Here is a 23,933-nt window from a genome sequence, read left to right on the forward strand (position 1 = left end):
TTAAGTTTTATCTGTTCTTTATAATCTGAGCAGTAAAAGTGGCTTCTGCTACAACATTGTCTCCAACAAACATATATCCTTTCATAGAACTAATTCCATGGCGGACAGGATTGAGCAGCTCGACTCTGAATAGAAGAGTATCTCCCGGAATCACTTTTTGGCGGAACTTGACATCATCAATGGCAAGGAAATAAGTAGACCACCTCTCAGGCTGCTCCACTTGGTTTAATACAAGGAGACCACCGCATTGGGACATAGCCTCGACCATGAGGACACCTGGCATTACCGGTTCTTGTGGGAAATGTCCTTGAAAAAAGGGCTCGTTGGCTGTTACATTCTTGACACCAACGATGCTTGTAGGGCCAATGGCAATAACCTTGTCGACCAGCTGCATAGGATAACGATGGGGAAGAAGCTCCCGAATACGGTTATTATCCATAATCGGAGCTTCTGTCGGATCGTAAATCGGAGCCTGAACTTCATGCTTTCTGATTTCCTTGCGCATCAAGCGGGCAAACTTGTTGTTTACCGTATGACCAGGCCGGGTGGCGATAATGCGCCCCTTGATGGGCTTTCCAATCAGAGCCATGTCGCCAATGATGTCGAGAAGTTTGTGGCGGGTACATTCGTTCTCCCACATCAAAGGCTTGTGCTGGATATACCCTATCTTCGTGGCATCCATGTGTGGAACCTTCAAGATGTCGGCAAGTTTGTCAAGACTTTCTTGTGAAACCTCACGCTCATAGATGACAATGGCATTATCCAGGTCGCCTCCCTTGATAAGATTGGCTTCCAGGAGGGGGACTATATCTCGCACGAAGACGAATGTACGGGCGGGAGCGACTTCCTTCCCAAAGTTATTGATGCTGTCAAGTGTCGCAAACTGGCTGTTGATAAATTTAGACTGAAACGAGCACATTGTCGTGATGCTGAACTGCTCGTCTGGCAAGATGGTAATACACGAGCCTGTCTTGTCATCCTTGAATTCAATCTTTTTGCGGATGATATAATAGTCTTTTGTCGCATTCTGATCGACCGTACCAACTTCGTTAATCTTGTCTACATACATGCTGGCTGACCCATCCAGAATAGGGAATTCTGGACCGTTCACTTGAATAAGGCAGTTATCGATACCCATCGCATAGAGGGCTGCCATGCCATGCTCAACGGTACTTACCCGAACATCGCCATTTGCCAGTACTGTCCCGCGCTGTGTCTCTACTACTTTTTCCGCTAAGGCCTTAATTATAGGCTGGCCTTCAAGGTCAATACGCTGAATTTGATAGCCGGTATTTTCAGGGGCAGGATTGAAAGTTACCGTAAGGTTCAGGCCTGTGTGCAACCCCTTGCCATATAGGGAGAAGCTGCCTTTCAGGGTTTTCTGCTTTTCTGCGTCCATTCTCTTATTTTCTGTTTTTTTGTAGTTCAAATCTGTTGCTTTTGTAATTAGCGGCCTTTTACATTCCTTTTAGCGGCTTCCGACATTGCTTTAAGCCGTCTTTTAGGAGGCTTTTTGCCGCCTTTTACTTTGGGGATTGAGATTTACTTCTGCTTTTTCAGTTCCTCAATCTCTTTCTGAAGCTCGTTGAGCTGTTTATACATGTCTGGTAATCTGCGGAATACGGCCTGAGACTTAAAGTAGTTTTTAGGCTCAAACGGAGGAGTGCCGATAAGTGTCTGGTTTCCCTTGAGATTTCCTGGAACACCTGATTGGGCACCTAAGAAGACCTTGTCCCCAATCTCGATGTGCCCGGCAATGCCAACTTGTCCGCCAAACATACACCATTTTCCAACCTTGGTTGAACCGGCAATGCCGACTTGAGCACTCATAACCGTGTTTTCGCCGATATCTGTGTTATGGGCGATTTGTACAAGGTTGTCAAGCTTGACTCCCTTACGGACATATGTAGATCCCATTGTGGATCGGTCTATGCAAGTGTTGGCACCGATTTCAACATTGTCTTCAATGGTGACGATACCAATCTGTGGAATTTTATCGTAATCTTCCCCGTTAGGGGCAAAGCCAAAGCCGTCGGCTCCAATAACGCTCCCGGAATGGACAATCACATTGTTTCTAAGGATGCAGTCGTGATAAATGCTGGCATTGGGATAGATAATACAATTCTCTCCAATCTTTACGCCTTCCATAATTGTGGCATGGGGATATACCTGTGTGCCGTTCCCTATTTCAGCTCCATCGCCGATGTATGCAAATGCTCCGATATATACATCCTTTCCAATTTTGGCTTTGGGGGAGATAAATGCCAAAGAATCTACTCCCTGTTTTTTGGGTTTCATGCTCTCATAAAGTTGCAAGAGCTTAGCGACACAATCGCGAGCATTCTTTACCCTGATGAGGGTTGGCTTAACGGGGAGCTCAATTTCAATCAGCTCATCAACAAGGACAATAGAGGACTCCGTATTCTTAAGGTAATGGGCATATTTGCCATTAGCGAGGAATGAAATCGCACCTTTCTTGCCTTCTTCTATCTTCGTGAATGTATTTATAGAGGCATTTTCATCGCCTATTATCTCGCCTTGCACAAACTGGGCTATCTGTTTTGCTGAAAATTCCATATTATCTTGAACAATTGATTTCTTTTGCAAATATAACAAATTTATTTTAGAATCTCTGATAGCAGAGATAATATTTCTGTATTTGTTTGGAAAGAAGTGCTACATTCAAGATTTCCGAAGCTTCGGTGATATCTTCTGTCGTGCCGTCTTTATGAAGTATAGAGATATGGTCATCGTTAATATTATACATATCTTTCTGAATTGTATTCACGCTCATAAGATATCTGGCATCTTCAAATGATACCCCCGCCTTTTCGCTTAGTTGCTGTTGAATGGCTGCGGTTTTGTCTTTTGAAAGAGGATCTTCATGGATTTCCACTTTAAAGATATTTCTATTAATTAAATCTTTTGCCAGGGTAGAAAGGATTTTGTCCTCATGATTCATCCAGCTCTTTACAGAACTCCAGATGTCATTATCGTCAAGAAGCTCATAGTTTAGGAGTGCTTCTTCATGTGAGATGAAAAAATCTCTGTCTATGTCATTATATAAGAAATAATGGAGAGCCGGAGTTGCAAAAATCTCTTTTCCTTGGGAGGTCAACTCTTTAGCTCGCAGTAAGACATTGACGAGTATTTTCTCATAGGCAACAGTTGTCTTATGGAGATAAACTTGCCAATACATCAAACGGCGGGTAGTTAAATAATTCTCAATGGAATAGATGCCCTTGTATTCTACAACGAGATTGTCGTCCACAACATTGAGCATCTTAATGATTCTGGCGGAACCGATATTACCTTCTGTAACTCCAGTGAAGAAACTGTCGCGACGAAGATAGTCCAGTCTGTCCATGTCTAATTGCGAGCTGATCAATTGATGTAAAAAGCGTTTTGGGTATTCATCCTTAAAGATACTGATAGCCAGATTTAAAGCTCCCTTCATCTCTTTATTGATCTGATCCATCATCATCAATGAAATTTCTTCGTGCGCGACATCTCTGATCAAAGTGTTTTCTAATACATGTGAAAATGGTCCATGTCCGATATCATGCATGAGGATAGCCGCTTGAATGGCTTCTGCCTCGCTATCAAAGATGAAAATGCCTTTCTGGCGAAGTGATACTATAGCCTCGCTCATGAGATGGAAGGCTCCCAATGAGTGCTGAAATCGTGTGTGTTGCGCTCCTGGATATACGACACTTGCAAGCCCCAGCTGCTTGATCCGCGTCAGCCTTTGTATCAGAGGGTGTTTTACAATATCAAGTAACAGCCCTCTTGGAATCTTTATAAACCCAAAGACCGGGTCGCTTATAATCTTGCTATCGTTCAATTTTCTCGAGTTCTATTGCCATTTGTGCTTGCAATTCTTTTGCTTCTTGGGCAGCGGTCTCTGCAAAATCTTCGTTTTTGCCTGCATAGATAATTCCCCTTGAAGAGTTTATGAGCAGTCCACAGTCTTTGATCATGCCATATTTACACACTTCCTGAAGACTTCCACCTTGTGCGCCGACACCAGGAACCAACAGGAAATTATTTGGGGCTACTCTGCGGACATCTTCAAACATTCTTCCCTGAGTAGCGCCTACTACATACATTAAGTTATTATCATTTCCCCAATTCTGGCTTTTAGCAATAACCTTTTCGAAGAGTCTTTGTCCTTCTTTGTCTTCTGTGAGTTGGAAATCCATAGCCCCCTTGTTGGAGGTCAAAGCCAGGAGAATGACCCATTTGCCTTCATATTCAAGGAACGGCTTAACGCTATCTTCACCCATGTATGGAGCAACGGTGAGTGCATCTAGATTGTATTCTTCAAAAAAGGTTTTTGCATACATAAGGGAGGTGTTGCCTATGTCGCCCCGTTTTGCGTCGGCAATGATGAAATGGGTGGGGTAGAACTTCTTCAGATACTTGATGGTTCGCTCAAATGCAGCGATACCTTTTCCTCCCATACTTTCATAAAAGGCAAGATTAGGCTTATAGGCGACACAATAAGGAGCCGTTGCGTCAATAATAGATTTATTGAACAAAAAAATCGGGTCGTCATTGGTTCTCAGATGTTCAGGAACCTTCTGAATGTCAGTATCCAATCCGACGCACAGAAAAGATTTTCTTTCGAATATCTGTTTTACAAGTTCTTGTCTTGTCATTTGATAATATGAGTTTTATTTATAATTCTGATTCTTTAAGTTTCTCCGCATTTTCTGCAACCGTGAGGGCGTCAATCATATCTTGAATATTTCCATTTAGGAATCCATTAAGGTCATGGGTTGTATATCCAATTCTATGATCGGTAACTCGACCTTGTGGGAAATTATATGTGCGGATTTTTGCACTTCGATCTCCTGTAGAGACAAGACTCTTTCGACGGCTGGAGATATCATCAACATATTTTTGATGTTCATGGTCATAAATATATGTATAGAGACGGCTCAGCGCACGCTCTTTATTCTTGGGCTGGTCGCGAGTTTCTGTGCACTCTATCAGTATTTCCTCGACTTCTCCAGTGTTAGGGTTCTTCCATGGATAGCGAAGACGGACACCGGATTCCACCTTATTTACATTTTGTCCGCCGGCACCACTTGAGCGGAATGTATCCCATTTAATATCTCCCTCATTGATGCGAACCTCAAATTTATCAGCTTCCGGCAACACAGCAACCGTCGCGGCAGATGTGTGCATGCGTCCTTGGGTCTCTGTAGCAGGAACTCTTTGTACGCGATGCACTCCCGATTCGTATTTTAAGACACCATACACATTGTCTCCGCTTACGGCAAAATCTATTTCCTTGAATCCACCGACAGCTCCCTCAGAAGCGTCTGTAATGCTGACGGACCATCCTTTAGATTCACAGAATTTCTTGTACATATTAAATAAATCACCAGCAAAAAGTGCAGCTTCATCGCCTCCTGTCCCGGCCCGAATCTCCATCTGCACATTCTTTGCATCTTCCGGATCCTTAGGAACAAGTGCTATCTTTATTTCTTCTTCAAGTTTGGGTTGCAAGGTCTCGTTTTCAGATAGCTCGCCTCGTGCCATCTCCCTCATGTCAGGATCATTCTCGTTTGCCAGAATATCTTTTGCTTCCTTTATGGAGTTCAGGCATGCTATATAGCGCCGGCGAGCATCCATGATATCTTCCAAGTCTTTATACTCTTTCGTAAGCTTTACATATCGCTGTTGATCAGCAATGACAGCCGGATCAGTAATCAGTGTTGAAACTTCTTCGTAACGGCTTTCTAATCCGTCTAATTTTCCCAAAATATTGTTGTTGTCGGCCATATCAGTTATTGTCTTTTAATAAAAGAATTCCCCAAACTCAGATTTTATGGTTAAACTTCGTTTTCCTTCTTCGATGTATCCTATGATTTGGGCATCAACATTAAAACTTTTGCTGATTGCAATTACTTGTTCTGCAATTTCAGGGCGGACATAAATTTCCATGCGGTGGCCCATGTTAAATACTTGATACATTTCCTTCCAATCGGTTCCGCTACAATCATGAATTATCTTGAAAAGGGGTGGAACAGTAAACAAATTGTCTTTCACGACCTTGCAATTATCGTTTACGAAATGCAGCACCTTTGTCTGTGCACCGCCTGTACAATGTACCATTCCGTGAATTTGAGGCCTTAATTCATCCAATAGGCTCTTTATAATCGGAGCGTATGTGCGAGTAGGGGAGAGTACAAGTTGTCCGGCGTTGACAGCGACCCCTTCAATCGTGTCGGTGAGATGATATTTCCCGCTATAGACGAGTTCACTCGGAACAGTATGGTCGAAACTTTCTGGAAACTTTTCTGCTAAATATTTGGCAAAGACATCATGCCGGGCACTGGTAAGTCCATTGCTACCCATTCCACCGTTGTGTCGTTTTTCGTAAGTGGCCTGTCCCGTAGAGCTTAATCCGATGATGGCATCTCCAGGTCTGATGTTTGCGTTGTCGATAATATCAGAACGCTTCATGCGACATGTAACCGTAGAATCAACGATAATTGTCCGAACCAAATCGCCGACATCCGCCGTCTCGCCACCTGTTGGATAAATGCCGATGCCCATATCTCGCATTTCTGCAAGGAGCTCATCGGTGCCGTTGATAATGGCAGATATGACTTCTCCGGGTACCAACAGCTTGTTACGACCGATGGTACTTGAGACGAGAATATTGTCAACAGCCCCTACACAAAGCAGGTCGTCGGTGTTCATCACGATGGCATCTTGGGCAATACCCTTCCATACATCGAGGTCTCCGGTCTCCTTCCAATACATGTAGGCCAGAGAAGATTTTGTTCCTGCACCATCAGCATGCATAATATTGCAGTAGGCTTCGTCTCCCCCCAGAATATCAGGGATGATTTTGCAGAAGGCTTGTGGATACAAGCCCTTATCTATATTTTTGATGGCATTGTGTACATCTTCTTTTGCCGCACTAACGCCACGCATCATATACCGATTATCCATTATCTGTTTCTAATGTCTTATGTTATTATAGTTTTTCCTTCCCGTTCCAAAATTCCCATGAGGCAAAGGCCTGTAACAAGAGCATTTCCAGCCCATTGATGATAGTAGCTCCCCTCTCTTTCCCTTTCTTCAGAAACGAAGTTTCGTCTGGATTATATATAAGATCATAGAGCAGAGTATGCGTATCCATTGCTTCGTATGGAAGTCTTGGACATTCGTCTGCATGGGGATACATGCCAACTGGAGTGCAGTTGACGATGACCCTATATTCCTTTATGAGCTCTGGAGTAAGTTCTTCGTAAGTAATAGCCTTTTTCTTTTTAGTCCTACTAACGAAAATTGTCTCAAGCCCCAAGGACCTCAAGCCGTAATCAATAGCTTTCGATGCGCCTCCTGTGCCGAGAATCAAGGCCTTTTTGTGTGCTGGTTCCAAGGCAGCTTCGATACTTCTGGTGAAGCCTATGACATCACTATTATATCCTTTTAACTCTGTCTTCCGACCTCTGTGTGTTATTTTAATGACATTTACTGCACCGATAGCTTTGGCTTCTGGACTGATAGAGTCAAGGTATTTCATGACTTGTTCTTTGTAAGGAATTGTTACATTCAGACCTTTGAGATTCGGATTCAGATCTAAAATTTCTTTTAGATCTTCAATCTTGGGAATCTCAAAATTCTCATATCTTGCATCAATGCCTTCGTTTTGAAACTTCTCGTTAAAATAGCTGATCGAAAACGAGTGCCCTAAAGGGTAGCCTATCAATCCATATTTATCCATAATTTTAGTAGCTATATTTATTTGGATGCAAAATATATCGTACAAATGCCAAAAGTATGGCGCTTAAAGGTTGTTTTGTGAAAGCCGGCTTTCTTCAGTATCGTCATCATTTCTTCACCTTGGGGAAATGCCTCGATAGACTTGGTCAAATACTCGTAGGCATCTCTGTCCTTGCTAATCAGACTACCGTATGCAGGAAGGATATAGTTTGAGTAAAACCTAAACAATTGCTTCATGGGGAAAGAGACTGGAGTCGTAAGTTCGGCAATACACAGATGACCGTCAGGTTTTAAAACCCTATACATCTCAGACAGGCCTTTATCAAGGCACTGGAAATTCCGAATACCAAATGCAGTGATAACAGCATCAAAGGTGTTTTCTTCAAACGACAAATTCATACAATCCTCTTTTTTGAAGCTGATTATATTCTCTAATCCTGCTTTCCTGACTTTCTCTACACCGATATTCATCATTCCTTCAGATATGTCAGCCCCGACAAGCCGTTCTGGTTGAAGCATTTGGGCGGCAAGAATGGCAAAATCTCCTGTACCTGTGGCTATATCTAATATGCACTTGGGCTTAAATGGCATGAGCAGTTTAATGGCAGCTTTTCTCCATCCTTTGTCTATATTCCATGAAAGACGGTGGTTCAAGGTATCATAAGTGGAGGCTATATTATTAAATAGCTGCTCTACTAATTCCCCCTTTTCTCCATTCCCATTATAGGGCTTGACATTTTCTTGCTTATACATATGTATAAAGGTGAAGGTCTATTTCCTTGTCTTTAAGTATTCGCATACATTCTTCTCGATGCGTGCGGCAATATCGCAATCGCCCGCTGTCGATTTGTCGAATTTCTCTCCAATAATATGTTCATAAAGTTCGATATATCTCTCCGAAACGCTTGCCGCATACTCATCGGTTATTTCCGGCATTTTCTGCCCCTGCTCGTTCATGAAGTTGTTCTCTATGAGCCATTGACGGACAAATTCCTTTGAAAGTTGCTTTTGTGGTTCTCCTTTTTCGAATTTCTCTTCATATCCGTCTGCATAAAAATAGCGACTCGAATCTGGTGTGTGGATTTCATCTATAAGATATATTTCTCCGTTTCGTTTGCCAAACTCATATTTCGTGTCGACGAGGATAAGGCCGCGTTTAGCCGCAATCTCTTGTCCACGGGCAAACAATTTGCGAGTATAGTCTTCTATCACGGCATAGTCTTCTGCAGAAACAAGTCCCTGTTGGATGATTTCCTCTTTAGAGATATTCAGGTCGTGGCCCTCGTCAGCTTTTGTAGTAGGGGTAATGATGGGCTCCGGAAACTTCTGGTTCTCGCGCATCCCGTCAGGAAGCTTCACCCCACATAATTCTCGGCACCCTTCCTTGTATGCTCTCCATGCACTACCCGTAAGGATGGAACGGATTATCATTTCCACACGGAATCCCTCGCATTTTACGCCAACCGTAACCATCGGATCTGGAGTAGCAAGTTTCCAATTAGGGCATATATCACTGGTTGCATCCAGAAATTTTGCCGCAATCTGATTCAACACCTGCCCCTTAAAAGGAATGCCTTTGGGTAGAATTACATCGAATGCGGAAATCCTGTCCGTAGCAACCATTACCAATAGCTCGTTATTGATGTTATATACATCACGCACTTTGCCGTGATAAACGCTCTTCTGACCCTCAAAATGGAAGTCGGTTCTTGTTAATGCTTTCATTGTTTTTATAATATTTAGTCTTTAAACTCCAATTCTTTCTCGCTATTCCGCTTTTTATCGTATGCCTCATAGGCATTGACAATACGGGTTACCAGCTTATGCCTGACGATGTCTTTCTTGTTTAGTTCGATAATAGAGATACCCTCAATTCCGGAGAGTATCTTGAGAGCTTCCTTTAGTCCGCTTTTCTGTTCATGCGGCAAGTCTATCTGGGTCATGTCGCCGGTGATAATCATTTTCGTGTTCCAACCCATTCGCGTAAGGAACATGCGGATTTGTGCCGGTGTCGTGTTCTGCGCTTCGTCAAGAATTACTACTGCATCACTCAAAGTCCGTCCGCGCATAAATGCCAGTGGGGCTATTTGGATGACATGCTTGTCCATCATGTCTTGAAGCTTTACGGCGGGAATCAAATCCTCTAATGCGTCATATAGTGGCTGCAGATATGGGTCTATCTTCTCCTTCATGTCGCCAGGGAGGAATCCCAGCTTTTCTCCGGCTTCTACTGCCGGTCGGGAAAGGATAATCTTTTTAGCCGTCTTTTCTTTTAGAGCCTTTACGGCAAGTGCTATGCTCAGATAGGTCTTTCCCGTTCCGGCCGGTCCTACGGCAAATATCATGTCGTCTTTCTCAAAGGCGTCTACCAGCTTCTGCTGGTTTTCGGAACGACTCTTGATAGGTCTTCCGGATATCGAATAAACCACGACATCCTTTATGGAATCGGCTTTGGTATTTTTCCCCTTGATGATATCGAGAATGTCTTCATCATCTAAAGAGTTGTATTTCAAGACATGCTGGCGCAGATTCTCCACATCTTCTTCTATCTTTGAGATTTCTTCTTCATCTCCGATTATGCGCATGACATTGTCGCGGGCAACAATACGAAGTTTAGGGAACAAGGATTTCAACATTTGAAGATGACCGTTATTTACTCCATAGAACACTACGGGATCAATATCTTCAAGTATTAAATGTTTCTCTATCATATATTATTTTTCGCTTCACATCCTTGAAAAATCAATATTTGCCTGAAATAGGTTCATCGAATCTTATTTTTGTGCAAATTTACAAAAATATTACGAGACAAGACAAGAAACTCTTAACTTTTTATTAACTTTGTCGCAATTTTAGTCGGATTTCGAAAAATGAAGATAAGCAAGACAAGATATTTGCAAGGTTTTGGCATTGTTGTCGTTATTCTGGGAATGGTGCGTTGTATATACCCGGGAATAGTAGGAACAGGGCTTAAAACAGCGGATACAACCAAGATTCCCGTTGACTCCGACTCCATTGCTGCTTCAATGGGGGAAGCTACTGCGGCAACCCAGGCTGTGGCAGAGGCTGTTATTCCCTCGAACCGAATAAAAAGTCGGTCAAGGTTCTTTAAGGCGGATGGAAGTTTGGTTAAAAACCGCATCTACAGCGTCCCCCGGTTTGACACAACCTTCCCTGACCAGAATGATGTGCAGTTGGTGGCAGCCCAGAAGTTAGGAGTGAAACCCGTTAAAGACAGGGCTGAGGCGGAGAATCGGAAAACAGAACTGGTGTATGTGGGCTCTAATCCATACTTTTATGTTGACAAGTTGCATAATTCGATACCTTATCTTGTTCCTCGTGCTTCAGTCTTGCTGCAGGATATTGGGCGCAATTTCTATGATAGCCTGATAGTAAAGGGAATCCCTTTGCACAAGATCGTGATTACCAGCGTGCTTCGCAGTCAGGATGATGTGGCCCGTCTGCGCTCCCGGAATGGGAATGCGACACAGAACAGCTGCCATCAGTATGGCACTACTTTTGACATTGCCTATAATCGATATAAAACGGTGGAGGCCCCGGGGGAATCTCGGCGTGAGGTTCGCAATGACACTTTGAAGTGGGTTTTCAGCGAGGTTTTGCGCGACATGCACGAGTCAGGAAGGTGTTACATAAAATATGAAGTTCGCCAAGGCTGCTTTCATATCACGGTAAGATAGACTTTAAAATGGAATCTTCCGAAAGGGGAGGACTCGCTTTTCTATTTGGGCGTGATTCTTATCTTGAATTCTTTCCCTGCATAGAGAACTGACCCGTCAGTACTGAAAAAATGTTCTCTTGCGATCCATTGCTGTTTTTCTATAACCTCATTAGGATTCAGGCATTTATGTGCTTTCTTTATACAAAAGCATTCGTTGCCTTTCAGCGTACTTTTTTCAATCGAGTATCCCGAACCAACCTCTTTGATTCTTCGGGTTAACGGGTTTATCATATACAGCTTCTGGCCGTCGACCGCATAAGTCTTGCTTAGTGAGCCGCGGTCGATGCTGACAAAAAGAAGCTTGCCCTTGTGGATAAGATAATAGTTAAGAATCTTCAGATAACTTTCCGGGAAATCCACTTCCTTGTTCTTGTTTTTTATAACATCAAGGCAATAAAGGCGATGGTCGAGAATATAATAGAGGCAATGGCGGGCATTGTCTGTATATTTGGCCACCACTTCTATGCTTGCCGGCAGATGTTTGACGGCCGCCCTGATGCGGTCGGCAACAGGGGTCTGCGCATCCGACGGAACAGCCAGAAGCATTGTGAACAAGCCTGTAATTATGATTTTCTTAACTTTCATATTCGCTGCAAATATAATGAAATTCACTGTAATACTTGCAGAAAAATGAAAGTTTAACGAAATTCCGTCTGATTATTGTGGGTATTAGAACCGTTTGGTGCGAGTCGTTGGAAATGCCCCTTTATCTTTGCCCGTGCCGTAGTCTTTTATTTCAAGTTGTCAATATTGTTTTTTCCATTCTTCGAAAGTAAGTTTCGTAAAATGTTCTGTGCGAAAATCATTCAGCAATGGAACTGGCTTATTGTACTCTGTATGGCTATAAGTAAATCCACATTTTTCCTGTACTCGCCTTGATTTGCCATTACCATCAAAATATCCACACCAGACCGCAGTCATTTTCAGGTTCTTGAAAGCATGTCGAAGCAATTCAGTAACGGCTTCAGGAATCAATCCTTGTCCCCAATACGGCTTGCCAATCCAATAGCCTATCTCGCACTCGTTGTCTGCTATCTTCGCACTATGGACTTCGCTCTTTGCGGTCGTTATCCCGACACTTCCGACGACTTCATCCGTTTCTTTCAATACGACGGGATAGGTCTCGGGAGCAGAAAACACAGTCTTTATGATTTCACGACTGTTCTCAATGCTCGTGTGGGGTTGCCAACCCGCCATAGGCCCAATCTTTGGATTACGAGCATACTTATAGAGCTTCCGCGTCGCTTTCCTGCCACGGTCTTAGAATCAGTCGTTTCGTTTGTAGTTTCATGTTCCTTTTGTAATATATAGTTCTTAAATCTTATCCACTGTGATGACCCTGTATGTCGCAGAATTGATGGTAATGCGGATATGTACCGTGCCGTTGCTAATATAATAGTTCTTTCCCTTCTTCAGAATATGAGCTTCGTCCGTGCACTTGATAATGTCTGACACAAAACTTTCTATTTCTTGGGGCGATAGATGAAGTCCGAGTTTTCGGTTGATTCTGTCATATACAAGTTGTGTATAGCAGAGTCTTTCCATGATAATTGCTTTCAGCAGATGCTCCATAGGGGCGTGGTTTTTAGACAAAGTGCCAAGATGGGAATGTCTTTAGAGCACCCTTCCGAAACTGATTTCGCAGGCTTGTGCAAAGTGATTTACCCGAGTTGCCGCACCTTGCTATTTACAAGACACTCTTCATCTTCCTTTTCCGCGTTTATTTTCTTCAACCTTTTGCTTAGATTGATTTCTTTGCAAATATAGACATTAATTTCAAGCTGACAAGCATTTTGAGTGTTTTTAGCTTGCATTTTTCCGGAGAACTCGCCCTCCGAATCAATTCATATGGTCTGATGGGGGGTGATGCCAAGGTAGAAAAACTCTCGGCAAACTATTAATATCTTGACTTTCTGTAAACTAAATTCGCAATTTTCCTTATCAGAAAACACTCTTTCTGGTGAAGGAAATAACTGTCATTAGGGGCAGAAGACGGTTCTTTCTGGAGCATTTGTGCTCATCGGAATAGTAAAAGGCCACCTTTTACTCTCCTTTAGGCGGTCTTTTATGTTGCTTTTAACGGTCTCCGACCGCATAAAAAGCCGTTAAAAAGAAGCCAAAAGGCGGCCTTCTTGGCTTCCAAATACTCTTGTTCCCAAGGATGCTTTTACTCAACCTCTTGATTATCAGACCCTTATATATTTCGCGATTTTAGGCCTGTTTTGCGGACAAAGATGTGGATCATTCTCAAACTAAAGCCTATTTCGGGCAGGTTTGTCAGTATTTATGGCAAAATTATTTCTCCTTAGTTGGGGCGTATGTTTATATTCTCTATGCCCTGAAACCTTTTCGCAATGCGGTATAATGCGCGTGCGTACATAAAAAATAAGTTTTAGAATTTGGTGGGGCAGCAAAAATATACTATCTTTGCACGACAAATTTGATAAAAAAATAAAAGTTAGAGTATAAAATGGCGAAAAAATTTGCAGAGCACACCAGCATGAATTTGGTGGAGACCAATCAAAAAGTGCTGGCAGAGTGGGAGAGGAACGACATCTTCCATAAGAGTATTGATGAACGCGAGGGATGTCCGGAATTTATTTTCTTCGAGGGTCCTCCTTCGGCAAACGGCCATCCGGGTATTCATCATGTGCTTGCTCGTAGTATCAAGGATACATTTAATCGCTATAAGACCATGCGCGGCATGCAGGTGCATCGCAAGGCAGGATGGGATACCCACGGCCTTCCCGTGGAGCTGGGTGTTGAGAAAGAGCTCGGAATAACCAAGAAGGATATCGATAACGAGAAGTCAGACAAGTATATCTCTACCGAAGAGTATAACCAGAGATGCCGCGAAAATGTGATGAAGTTCACGGCAGAATGGCGCCAACTGACCGAGGAAATGGGCTATTTCGTCGACCTTGACCATCCGTATATCACCTACGACAACAAGTATATAGAGACTTTGTGGTGGCTCCTGAAGCAGCTCTACAACAAGGGCTTGCTCTATAAAGGCTACACCATCCAGCCCTATTCTCCAGCAGCAGGTACGGGTCTGAGCTCCCATGAACTGAACCAGCCGGGCTGTTATCGGGATGTAAAGGACACCACCGTTACGGCGCAGTTCCTGATAAAGGATCCCAAAGCAGAGTGGACGAACTGGGGCAAGCCTTATTTCATTGCCTGGACAACCACCCCATGGACCTTGCCATCGAACACGGCACTCTGCGTGGGTCCTAAGATTGACTATGTAGCAATAGAGACCTATAACCCATACTCGGCAGAAAAGATGACCCTCATCATGGCGGAGCCCTTAGTGAATGCCTATCTGAAACCGGAGGGACTGGTTACGGATGGCGGTGAACTGCCCGACTATGTGCATGGCGACAAGTATGTACCCTATAAGATTATAGACCACATGAAGGGTATGGAACTTGAGGGGTACCATTATCAGCAGCTGATGCCGTGGGTGAAGCCGTGTGAAAAGCTGGATGATTTTACAGCTCCTTTTGTGAGTTCATATGCCGAAGCCCACCCCGAGAAAGTCTTTGGCGCGACAAATGGCCGCGACCAATTTGTCGAAATGGAGGGCGAGGCCTTCCGGGTTATCCTTGGCGACTATGTAACTACCGAGGATGGTACGGGCATTGTGCACATAGCTCCTACATTTGGTGCCGACGACGCAAAGGTTGCCCGGGATGCAAATGTCCCTGCCCTGTATCTTATTAATAAGAAAGGCGAGACCCGTCCGATGGTTGATCTTCAAGGCAAATATTATGTTCTGGATGAGCTTGACGAGAACTTTACCAAGGCATGTGTCGATGTTCATGCCTATGCCCGTCATGCAGGCGATTATGTGAAGAATGCCTATGCACCGGAGTTTAATCCGGACGGAGTCTGGGATAAGAAGGCAAGCGAGAAGGCAGAAGACCTGAACATAGTCATTTGCATGGAAATGAAGCAGGAGGGAGCTGCGTTCAAGATCGAGAAACATGTACATAACTATCCTCATTGCTGGCGCACGGATAAGCCTATTCTTTATTATCCTTTGGACAGTTGGTTCATCAAAGACACGCAATGCAAGGAGAGGATGGTGGAACTTAACAAGACCATAAACTGGCAACCGGAGTCAACGGGAACAGGGCGCTTTGGCAACTGGCTCGAGAATCTGAACGATTGGAACCTGAGCCGCTCGCGTTTCTGGGGAACTCCATTGCCAATCTGGCGTGATGATAATCGTAATGAGAAGTGCATAGGCTCGGTGGAAGAACTCTATAATGAAATAGAAAAGTCGGTCGCTGCCGGCATTATGCAGAGCAATCCGTTGAAAGACAAGGGGTTTATACCCGGAGACTATTCCCAGGAGAATTATGACAAGATAGACCTCCACCGCCCCTATATTGACTATATTGTATTGGCTAACGATGAAGGGAAGCCTATGCGCCGGGAGAGTGATTTGATTGATGTCTGGTTCGACAGCGGCTCGATGCCTTTCGCTCAGTTGCATTATCCGTTCGAAGGTGAAATGTCAAGAGGTACGGAGGCAGACCGCCAGAAACTGATTCATTCAGATTATGAGGGCACACCCATTGCTCCCGCTTTCTTCCCGGCTGATTTCATCAATGAGGGAGTAGACCAGACCCGTGGCTGGTTCTTTACCCTGCATGCAATCGCGACCATGGTCTTCGATTCCGTTTCATTCAAGAATGTAATCTCGACAGGACTCGTGCTTGATGCCAAGGGCAACAAGATGAGCAAGCATATAGGAAATGTGACGGATCCGTTTGAGATGATTCATAAGTATGGAGCAGACCCCGTACGCTTCTATATGATGACGAACTCCGAGCCCTGGGACAATCTTAAGTTCGACCCGGAAGGCGTTGACGAAGTCCGCCGTAAGTTCTTCGGGACGCTTTATAACACTTACAGCTTCTTTGCTCTCTATGCCAATGTGGACGGATATGAGCCTAAGGAGGAGTGCACCAAGCCCACCGCAGAGATTGACCGCTGGATTATCTCAAAGGTAAACTCGTTAATCAAGGGAGTGGAGAGAGAGCTCGACAGCTATGATCCCACTCGTGCGGGCCGTCTCATAGAGACTTTCGTCAACGACGACCTCAGTAATTGGTATGTCCGGCTCAACCGCAAACGCTTCTGGGGGAAAGAGATGAGTCAGGATAAGCTGGATGCCTATCAGACCCTCTATACCTGCCTGATGGCAGTTGCAAAACTGATAGCCCCGTTTGCACCATTCTATGCAGACGAGCTATATCACGACTTGGGAGGTGAGTTGGAGAGTGTACATCTCGACTTGTTCCCGGAAGTCGACGAGGCTGCCATTGACGCGGATCTTGAGGCTCGTATGAATATGGCCCAGAAAATCACCTCTATGACCCTGGCACTTCGCCGTAAGGTGAACATCAAGGTGCGCCAGCCATTACAGCAGATTATGGTTCCTACTATCGACGATGAACAGAAAAAACATATAGAGGCCGTAAAGGATCTCATTATGAATGAGGTGAATGTGAAGTCCTTGGACTTCGTGGAAGATAGTGATTTCCTTGTAAAGAAGGTGAAATGCAACTTCCGTGTAATGGGCAAGAAGTTCGGCAAGTTAATGAAGGGCGTGGCAGCCCAAATGGATGGTCTTTCCCAAGAAGAGATAGGCTCTCTTGAAGCTACAGGAAAATATACTTTTATGCTTGAAGGTCAAGAAATTACCGTCGACATAGAGGATGTGGAAATAATTAGTGAAGATATTCCCGGATGGCTTGTTTCCAATGAAGGAAATCTTACCGTAGCATTAGAGGTGGAACTTACAGACGACCTTCGCAAAGAAGGTATGGCTCGTGAGCTGATTAACCGTATCCAGAACATCCGCAAAGAAAGTGGTCTTGAAATTACCGATCGCATTAATATCGTTGTGGCGCCGAATGCCGAAACCAATGCCGCAATAGAGGATTACGGGGAGTATATCAAGACTCAAGTTCTTGCAGATGACATTACCGTTGGGGAAAACAATGGTGTGGAAACGGATTTTGACGAGTTTAAGCTTAATATTCAGGTGGAGAAGAACTAATCTTCTCTGCCTCTTCAATAATTGATTTCAATCCTAAGCTAATGGAAACAAAAAAACGCTATAGTGACGGGGAGCTTGAAGAGTTCCGCACTATAATTAACCAGAAACTGGAGATTGCGCGTGAAAGTTATGACAAGATGATGCGCCAGTTAATGAACCAGGACACCAATGATGTGGATGACACCTCTCCGACCTATAAGGCTTTGGAAGAAGGGAGTCTTACGCAGACGAAAGAGGAACTGACGACGATGGCTTATCGCCAACAGAAATTCATCCAGGGATTGGAGGCTGCCTTGGTGCGTATTGAAAACAAAACATATGGGGTGGATCGCCTTACGGGAGAATTGATTCCCAAAGAGCGTCTTCGTGCAGTACCTCATGCCACATTGAGTGTTGCGTCTAAAAATGCTCGCAAGCATTGAGAATGAATCACGATAAAAAGAAAGTTAGTAACGGTTGGCTGTCTGTCATCCTTATAGTCGTTGCCCTTATCATCGACCAAGTAATTAAGATTCTCGTGAAATCCAATATGTATTTGGGAGAGTCCATCCAGATAACAGATTGGTTTTTCATCGATTTCATCGAGAATAAGGGGATGGCATTTGGTATGACATTCTTCAACAAGCTCTTTTTGAGTTTGATGCGTATTGTCGTCTCATGCTGGATAGGGTGGTATATATGGAAACAGGTGAGGTCTGGAGCCCGTACTTGTTATATCCTATTTCTTTCTCTGATATTGGCCGGAGCGGCAGGAAATATTCTTGACAGTACCTTCTATGGCCTGATATTCAGTGAATCCACGCCTTATTCCGTTGCGACATTCGTTCCTTTCGGTACCGGGTATGCGGATTTCCTGACAGGCAGGGTGGTAGACATGTTCTATTTCCCGCTTATCACAGAGACTTGGCCTTCTTGGATGCCTTTTGTCGGCGGAGAAGACTTTGTATTCTTTTCGCCAGTTTTCAACTTTGCCGATGCCTGTGTATCCGTTGGGGTAGTCTTGCTGTTTCTTTTCTGTCGAAAAGACTTGGAGGGGTTGTTCGCCTCTAAAGAAGCTAACACGGACAAGGATATGATAAATAAGGCTGAATCTGATGAAAAATAATCCGATGAAATGGCCTCTTTTTGCAGTTTTATTGCTAGCCTTTTCTGGCTGTAAACCGTCTTTGCCGGATGGAATCCTCTCAAAGGGAGATATGGAGGATATCCTTTATGATTATCATCTGGCTCAGACAATGGCAGAACGGAATGAATCTCGCCCTATTGACGAACGGACTTATGAAGACGCTGTCTTTCGCAAGTATGAAGTGACTCAAGAGCAGTTTGACGCCTCTTTAGCCTATTATATGCGCCATACGGGAGAACTGCATGAAATTTATGAGAATATTGCAGAACGCTATAAGAAAGAGGCCGAGGCATTAGGTGTCAGTGAATCTGACCTAAATAAGTACAGCGCGCTTTCTGCTACTGGGGATACGGCGAATATTTGGTCAGGGGACAAATCATTCCTGTTGATGCCGAAAGTTCCATTTAACCATAAATCGTTCTCCTTCCAAACGGATTCCAGCTTCCACAAGGGAGACAAACTAATGCTGAACTTTGATGTAAACTATATCTATCAAGATGGAATGAGAAATGCTGCAGTGGTCATGGCTATGCGATTTGCCAACGATAGTGTTGCCACTACGAATATCCAAATCACGAATAGCAATCATTTTCGCTTGACATTGGCAGATGACGCTCGTCTCGGCATTAAAGAAGTAAGGGGATATTTCATTCTCAATCAGTCTCAGGGAGGCGATGTCTCATCCACGACACTGCAGTTAATGTTCATAGATAACATCCAGCTTATCCGTATGCATGAAAACCGAAAGGTAGAAGAGGAGAGGAGCAAGCAAGATTCCGCCAAGGCCGTCGGCGACTTCCGCTCTTCTGGCGGGCGTATTCCGCCTTCCACGAATGCTCCCCTCCCCCCGCCACGACTTGAGGGAGTGCCCAATCATTCGCAAAGAGTGAAGGAGGCGGAGATGATTCCTGAAAATCTTCCGAAAAACAAATCCGTCGTACGATAATGAAATAATAACTAACCACTTTAAATATGAGAAAGCAAATCCTATTATCGTTTCTATTGACTGTTTCAACCGCAGGGCTGGCCTGTACTAATTTCATTGTAGGCAAGAAAGCAAGTACCGACGGCTCCGTTATCTGTACCTACAATGCAGATGATTACGGCATGTTCCAGAATCTGTGCCATTTTGCAGCCGCAACTCATCAGAAAGGTACAATGCGCCAAGTATATGACTGGGATACAGGGGAATATCATGGAGAAATCCCGGAGGCACCTGTAACCTACAATGTGATTGGTAATATTAATGAATACCAGGTTACCATCGGCGAAACGACATATGGTGGGCGCGAGGAAATGATTGATCCTACCGGCCTTCTCGATTACGGAAGCCTTATCTATATCACATTGCAGCGCTCAAGGTCAGCCCGTGAGGCCATCTCCGTTATGACTAACCTTGCCGAGACCTACGGCTATAACAGTAGTGGGGAAACATTTACCATCTGTGATGCCAATGAAGCATGGATTATGGAGATGATGGGCAAAGGGTCCGGGTCGAAGGGAGTCGTATGGGTCGCCATGAGGGTGCCCGACGATGCAATCTGTGCACATGCCAACCAGAGCCGTATTGGGAAGTTTGACATGAAAGACAAGAAGAATGTTCTTTATTCAAAGGATGTTGTAAAGTATGCTCGCTCTAAGGGTTGGTATTCCGGCAAAGACTCCGACTTTTCCTGGAAGTGGGTGTATGCTGCGCCCGACTTTGGCGGGCGACGGTTTTGCGATGCCAGGGTATGGGCTTTCTTCCATCATTTTGACAAAGGATTTGACCGTTATCTCCCATGGGCCTTGGGCAAAGATCCGAAGGCCGAGGACATGCCCTTGTGGATAATTCCTGATCACAAGGTGAGTGTACAGGAAGTAGAAGCCTGCATGCGCGATCACTATGAGGGAACGGCCCTTGCTACTGACACGCTTGATATGGGTGGAGGCATCTGGCAAATGCCTTATCGGCCGACTCCGCTTTCTTTCAAGGTAAACGGACAGAAATATTTCAATGAGCGGCCAACGAGCACCCAACAGACTGGATTCAGCTATGTTTCCCAGATGCGTAGCTGGCTGCCTCGTGAGATTGGAGGCGTGATGTGGTGGGGAAACGACGACGGCAACATGGTCGCCTATACTCCTGTTTATTGTGGGAATACGGTTCAGCCGGAATGTTACAACACGCCGGGAGCCGATGCCGTTACCTTCTCTGACAAGAATGCGTTCTGGGTATGCAACTGGGTGAGCAACATGGTTTATCCCCGCTATTCGCAGATGTTCCCAAGTCTTCAGGAAGTAAGAGACTCTTTGGAGAAAACCTACTTTGAGTTACAGCCGGCGGTAGAGGCAAAGGCCAAAGCTCTCTATGCGTCAGACAAGGCTGCGGCACTGAAATATCTGAATGAGTATAGCAATGAAAAGGCGCAGCAGATGTTGGCTCGATGGAAGCAACTGGCTGTATATCTCATCGTGAAATATAATGATATGGCCGTAAAGCCGACGGAGAACGGCAAGTTTCTCCGGACAAAGACTGGACTTGGAGCCAAGGTTATCCGCGAAGGTTTTCCTGAAGAATATGCCCGCAGACTGGTAAAGGAAACAAGAGACAAGTTCAGACAACCTGAATAATTGTGCTTGATATCATGGAGAGTGCTGGCCAAAGTGTGGGCGGCACTCTCTTTTTTGTGCCATGATAACTTGCCAATCTAATTCCTGTTAATGGCTTTCTGAAGGATTACAAGCCGTGTGTAACAAGATTACAAGCTGTGTGTAATCGGATTACACGCGGCTTGTAAGAATGCTTGCGACTATATCCAAGTCTGGGCAAGACAGTTATTAGAAACCATTCTTGCCCAGAACAAAGATTTTAAAAGCACTTTCCGTTTCTATCGCTTATTCTTGATTTTCTCCACATAGGCATCAATGACCGCAATGGCAGTAATGTTCACAACCTCGCGGACAGAACATTCAAAGTCAGTGAAGTGTATCGGCTTATTCAATCCCATCTGAATGGGACCGATGATTTCGGCATCCGGATCAAGAGCCTGTAGCAGCTTGTAGCTTCCGTTTGCACTACTCATGTTAGGGAAAATCAGCGTGTTTACATCCTTGCCCTTTAAGCGGGTAAACGGATATTTCGCATCGCGGAGCTTCTTGTCAAGTGCGAAATTCACCTGCATTTCCCCGTCAATGGCCAGGTCGGGGAAGTCTTCTTGAAGTCTGCTTACTGCATCGTGGACACGCTGGGGGCTTCCTGTGGAGTCTGTTCCAAAGTTGGAATAGCTGATCATGGCAATGACAGGCTCTTCGTTAAAGAAGCGTACAGAGTTGGCGCAGAGCTTGCCCACATCGTAAAGGACATTCTCATCGGGATGCCGATTAATCAAAGTGTCGGCAATGAAGAAAGTTCCTTTCTTCGTGTTCAGGATATGCATGGTGCCGAAAGTATTAAATTCCGGGCGGACGCCCACCACCTCCTTGGCCACCTTGATAGTATTAGAGTATCTCGTATAGAGGCCTGTGATGAATGCGTCTGCGTCACCATGCTCCACCATCGACATGCCAAAGTAGTTTCGCTCGTACATTTTATCATACGCCTCTTCGAATGTATATCCTTGCCGTGCACGCTTTTCTGCCAGGTGCTTGGCATAGGTAGCACGCCGCCCCTGTTCTTTGTCGGCACGCATATCAATGATATTGATATCTGAAAGATCCAGTTTCAGCCGATTGGCAAGGCGGGTCAGGCGGTCGGGATTGCCCAGCAGAATGGGTTCGCAGATGCCTTCTTGTTTGGCTTGGACGGCAGCCTTCATCATGGTGGAGTGGCCGCCCTCGGCAAACACGACGCGTTGGGGATGCATTGCGGCCGTAGCATGGAGCGTGCGTGTAAGTTTGGTTTCCTGCCCCAGCAGTTGGCGGAGGCTTTCCTTATAAGCTTTCCAGTCCTTAATGGGGGTGCGGGCAACGCCGCTGTCCATCGCGGCCTTTGCCACGGCAGCACTTACCTCCGTAATCAAACGGGGATCTACAGGTTTGGGAATAAAGTATTGCGGACCGAAAGTCAGGTCGTTGACATGATAGACATCGTTAACAATATCGGGGACAGCCTGCTTTGCCAGGTCGGCGATGGCATGCACGGCTGCCATTTTCATTTCCTCATTAATGGCCTTGGCATGTACATCTAACGCGCCGCGGAAGATATAGGGAAACCCTATGACATTATTTATCTGGTTGGGGTAATCCGAACGCCCTGTCGACATCAGTACATCGGGGCGGCTGGCCATAGCGTCTTCGTAACTGATCTCGGGAACGGGATTGGCAAGCGCAAAGACAATGGGGTTGTCGGCCATAGAGCGAATCATGTCTTGAGTCAGAATATTGCCTTTAGACAGTCCGACAAAGACATCCGCACCTTTGACGGCTTCCTCCAGGGTATGCACATCCCGGCGGTCGGTCGCAAAGAGTTTCTTCTGCTCATTGAGGTTCTGCCTGTCGGAAGTAATGACTCCCTTGGAGTCGAGCATGATGATATTCTCCTTCTTCAGGCCAAGGGCACAGTATAGTTTTGTACAACTGATGGCTGCTGCTCCCGCCCCATTGACGACGAGTTTGACTTTGGCTATGTCTTTACCTGCAACTTCCAGTGCATTCTTTAAACCTGCCGCACTGATAATTGCCGTGCCGTGCTGGTCGTCGTGCATAACGGGAATGTCAAGTGTCTGTTTGAGCCGGTTCTCAATATAGAAACACTCCGGAGCCTTGATATCTTCGAGGTTGATGCCTCCAAACGACGGGGCAATGCGTTCCACTGCCTCGCAAAACTTCTCGGGATCCTTTTCGTCCACTTCAATATCAAAGACATCTATGCCTCCGTAAATCTTGAAAAGCAAACCTTTGCCTTCCATTACCGGCTTGCCGCTTAGTGCACCGATGTCGCCTAAGCCAAGGACGGCTGTGCCGTTGGATATTACTGCCACAAGGTTTCCCTTGTCGGTATATTTGTAGGCATCATCGGGATTTTTCTGGATTTCCAGACATGGGAATGCCACTCCTGGCGAATAGGCTAAACTGAGATCCATTTGCGTATGGAATGGTTTGGTTGGCTTTACTTCAACCTTTCCTGGCCTGCCCATTTGATGATATTCTAAGGCAGCTTCTTTTGTAACTTTTACCATAGATATTTATGTTTTATTTAATAGCTTGAGTATATACATTTGTTCTACAAAGGTAAGAAAAAACTAAGAAATGCGTGCGAG

Annotated in this window: 19 protein-coding genes and 1 pseudogene; 6 read left to right on the forward strand and 14 right to left on the reverse strand. The window is 44.9% G+C overall.

All coding sequences use genetic code 11. From position 1 onward, the window contains the following. Positions 1-7: 7 nt before the first annotated feature. The 10 genes from BM114_RS04940 to BM114_RS04985 all read right to left on the reverse strand — a co-directional run bounded on the left by BM114_RS04940 (position 8) and on the right by BM114_RS04985 (position 10,460). Positions 8-1,399 (reverse strand): bifunctional UDP-3-O-[3-hydroxymyristoyl] N-acetylglucosamine deacetylase/3-hydroxyacyl-ACP dehydratase, encoded by a 1,392-nt coding sequence (locus tag BM114_RS04940; RefSeq protein WP_092111020.1) that lies wholly within the window; start codon positions 1,397-1,399, stop codon positions 8-10. A 143-nt stretch (positions 1,400-1,542) separates the two neighbouring features. Further along, entirely contained in the window at positions 1,543-2,577 is a 1,035-nt protein-coding gene (gene lpxD / locus BM114_RS04945; protein WP_092111023.1) for a UDP-3-O-(3-hydroxymyristoyl)glucosamine N-acyltransferase, read from the reverse strand. A 46-nt stretch (positions 2,578-2,623) separates the two neighbouring features. Continuing rightward, positions 2,624-3,844 carry an HD domain-containing protein gene (locus BM114_RS04950; protein ID WP_092111025.1) on the reverse strand — a complete coding sequence of 407 codons (1,221 nt, stop codon included), beginning with the start codon at positions 3,842-3,844 and terminating at the stop codon, positions 2,624-2,626. Then, positions 3,834-4,661 carry an orotidine-5'-phosphate decarboxylase gene (gene pyrF / locus BM114_RS04955; RefSeq protein WP_092111028.1) on the reverse strand — a complete coding sequence of 276 codons (828 nt, stop codon included), beginning with the start codon at positions 4,659-4,661 and terminating at the stop codon, positions 3,834-3,836. Before pyrF ends, BM114_RS04950 begins: the two co-directional genes overlap by 11 nt. A gap of 19 nt (positions 4,662-4,680) precedes the next feature. Next, positions 4,681-5,793: a peptide chain release factor 1 gene (gene prfA, locus BM114_RS04960; protein WP_092111029.1), complete on the reverse strand. Its 1,113-nt coding sequence runs from the start codon at positions 5,791-5,793 to the stop codon at positions 4,681-4,683. Positions 5,794-5,808: 15 nt separating this feature from the next. Further along, entirely contained in the window at positions 5,809-6,972 is a 1,164-nt protein-coding gene (locus BM114_RS04965) for an AIR synthase-related protein (RefSeq protein ID WP_092111031.1), read from the reverse strand. A gap of 25 nt (positions 6,973-6,997) precedes the next feature. Next, on the reverse strand, positions 6,998-7,750 hold the full coding sequence (locus BM114_RS04970) for a shikimate dehydrogenase family protein (RefSeq protein ID WP_092111033.1): 753 nt from the start codon (positions 7,748-7,750) through the stop codon (positions 6,998-7,000). A gap of 17 nt (positions 7,751-7,767) precedes the next feature. Next, a complete protein-coding gene (ubiE, locus tag BM114_RS04975) occupies positions 7,768-8,502 on the reverse strand; it encodes a bifunctional demethylmenaquinone methyltransferase/2-methoxy-6-polyprenyl-1,4-benzoquinol methylase UbiE (RefSeq protein WP_092111035.1) in 735 nt (244 codons plus the stop codon). A gap of 18 nt (positions 8,503-8,520) precedes the next feature. Then, positions 8,521-9,474, reverse strand: coding sequence for a phosphoribosylaminoimidazolesuccinocarboxamide synthase (locus BM114_RS04980; protein ID WP_092111037.1), 954 nt, complete (start codon positions 9,472-9,474; stop codon positions 8,521-8,523). Between the two features lie 14 nt (positions 9,475-9,488). Further along, positions 9,489-10,460 carry a PhoH family protein gene (locus tag BM114_RS04985; protein WP_092111040.1) on the reverse strand — a complete coding sequence of 324 codons (972 nt, stop codon included), beginning with the start codon at positions 10,458-10,460 and terminating at the stop codon, positions 9,489-9,491. 159 nt (positions 10,461-10,619) lie between these two features. Here BM114_RS04985 and BM114_RS04990 point away from each other — a divergent pair, with 159 nt between their 5' ends. Further along, positions 10,620-11,447, forward strand: a complete 828-nt coding sequence (locus BM114_RS04990) for a DUF5715 family protein (protein WP_092111042.1) — start codon at positions 10,620-10,622, stop codon at positions 11,445-11,447. Between the two features lie 41 nt (positions 11,448-11,488). On the opposite strand, the gene BM114_RS04995 is transcribed toward BM114_RS04990, so the two are convergent. From BM114_RS04995 to BM114_RS05005, 3 genes and pseudogenes are all read right to left on the reverse strand, one after another. Next, positions 11,489-12,073, reverse strand: a complete 585-nt coding sequence (locus BM114_RS04995) for a hypothetical protein (RefSeq protein ID WP_092111044.1) — start codon at positions 12,071-12,073, stop codon at positions 11,489-11,491. Positions 12,074-12,219: 146 nt separating this feature from the next. After that, positions 12,220-12,779: pseudogene (locus BM114_RS05000) on the reverse strand (GNAT family N-acetyltransferase). A gap of 23 nt (positions 12,780-12,802) precedes the next feature. Then, positions 12,803-13,060, reverse strand: coding sequence for a DUF3781 domain-containing protein (locus BM114_RS05005; RefSeq protein ID WP_092111047.1), 258 nt, complete (start codon positions 13,058-13,060; stop codon positions 12,803-12,805). Between the two features lie 898 nt (positions 13,061-13,958). Here BM114_RS05005 and ileS point away from each other — a divergent pair. The 5 genes from ileS to BM114_RS05030 are packed head-to-tail and all read left to right on the forward strand — an operon-like array spanning position 13,959 to position 21,306. After that, positions 13,959-17,567: an isoleucine--tRNA ligase gene (gene ileS, locus BM114_RS05010; RefSeq protein WP_092111049.1), complete on the forward strand. Its 3,609-nt coding sequence runs from the start codon at positions 13,959-13,961 to the stop codon at positions 17,565-17,567. A gap of 41 nt (positions 17,568-17,608) precedes the next feature. After that, entirely contained in the window at positions 17,609-17,989 is a 381-nt protein-coding gene (locus tag BM114_RS05015; RefSeq protein WP_092111051.1) for a TraR/DksA family transcriptional regulator, read from the forward strand. Between the two features lie 2 nt (positions 17,990-17,991). Next, positions 17,992-18,672, forward strand: coding sequence for a lipoprotein signal peptidase (locus BM114_RS05020; RefSeq protein WP_092111053.1), 681 nt, complete (start codon positions 17,992-17,994; stop codon positions 18,670-18,672). Then, positions 18,662-19,639, forward strand: a complete 978-nt coding sequence (locus BM114_RS05025; RefSeq protein ID WP_092111055.1) for a DUF4296 domain-containing protein — start codon at positions 18,662-18,664, stop codon at positions 19,637-19,639. Before BM114_RS05020 ends, BM114_RS05025 begins: the two co-directional genes overlap by 11 nt. Positions 19,640-19,665: 26 nt before the next feature. Further along, on the forward strand, positions 19,666-21,306 hold the full coding sequence (locus tag BM114_RS05030; protein ID WP_092111057.1) for a dipeptidase: 1,641 nt from the start codon (positions 19,666-19,668) through the stop codon (positions 21,304-21,306). A gap of 257 nt (positions 21,307-21,563) precedes the next feature. Here the strand turns inward: BM114_RS05030 and BM114_RS05035 are convergent, their stop codons facing one another. After that, complete coding sequence (locus BM114_RS05035; RefSeq protein WP_092111059.1) at positions 21,564-23,852, reverse strand: NADP-dependent malic enzyme; 2,289 nt, start codon at positions 23,850-23,852, stop codon at positions 21,564-21,566. Positions 23,853-23,933: the final 81 nt, after the last annotated feature.

The organism is Prevotella sp. KH2C16 (assembly GCF_900113305.1).
Lineage (GTDB): Bacteria > Bacteroidota > Bacteroidia > Bacteroidales > Bacteroidaceae > Prevotella.